Annotated in this window: 1 protein-coding gene; it reads right to left on the bottom strand. The window is 61.5% G+C overall.

Going from position 1 to position 1,051, the window contains the following annotated elements:
• On the bottom strand, nt 1–1,034 hold a 1,034-nt coding region (locus AB0E05_RS36465; RefSeq protein WP_361971924.1), incomplete at its 3' end, for a condensation domain-containing protein.
• Nucleotides 1,035–1,051: the final 17 nt, after the last annotated feature.

Below are 1,051 nucleotides of genomic sequence, written 5' to 3'. Positions count from 1 at the left end.
AGGGGGTAGTTTTCGAAGACGGTGGTGGTGTTGAAGAGTTGGGTGTGGTGGGTGGTGTTGTGGATGTGGGTGAGGCTGAGGTGTTGGTGGTCGAGGAGTTGGGTTTGTTGGTGTTGGTGGTGGGTGAGGTGTTGGGTGATGGTGTGGTGGGGGTTGATGTGGGTGCGGGTGGGGGTGGTGTTGATGTAGAGGCCGATGGTGTTGTTGGTGGTGGGTATGTGTGGGGGGCGTTGGGTGGTGGTGGTGCCGAAGGTGATGTCGTTGTTTCCGGTGTGGGTGTTGAGGAGGAGTGCCCAGGTTCCTTGGATGAGGGTGTTGAGGGTGAGTTGGTGTTTGCGGGTGTGTTGGGTGAGTTGGTGGGTGGTGTGGGGTGTGAGGTGGTGGGTGGTGTGTTGGGGGGTGTGGGTGGTGGGGGTTGTTGGTGGGTGGGGTTGGGTGAGGTGGGTGGGGGTGGTGTTGTGGAGGTGGTTGGTCCAGGTGGTGGTGGCGGTGGTGTGGTCTTGTTGGTTGAGCCAGGTGAGGTAGTGCTTGTAGGGGGTTGGTTGGGGGAGTGGTGGGTTGGTGGGGTGGTGGTAGTGGGTGAGGAGTTCGTGGATGAGGATGGGCATGGACCATCCGTCGAGGAGGATGTGGTGGAGGGTGAGGGCGAGGGTGTGGTGGTGGGGGGTGTGGTGGATGAGGGTGTAGCGGATGAGGGGTGGGGTGGTCATGGTGAAGCGTTGGGTGCGGGTGTTGTTGAGGATGTTTTCTGTTTGGGTTTGTTGTTCTGTTGGGGTGAGGTGGGTGAGGTCGTGTTCGTGCCAGGGGAGGTGGTAGTGGGTGGGGATGACTTGGATGGGTTGTCCGTTGGGTCGGGTGAGGAAGCAGGCGGTGAGGTGGGGGTGGCGGTTGAGGACGGCTTGGGCTGCGGTCTCCAGGCGGGTGCTGTTGAGGGGGCCTTCGAGTTGGAGGGCGACTTGGATGACGTAGACGTCGGGGGTGTCCTGGTCGTCGTACTGGGCGTGGAAGAGCAGGCCCTCCTGCAACGGCGCCAACGGCAACACATCCAGGA

Source organism: Streptomyces sp. NPDC048057 (genome assembly GCF_040653095.1).
Classification (GTDB): domain Bacteria; phylum Actinomycetota; class Actinomycetes; order Streptomycetales; family Streptomycetaceae; genus Streptomyces.
This window is presented reverse-complemented; position numbering and strand designations above follow the sequence as displayed.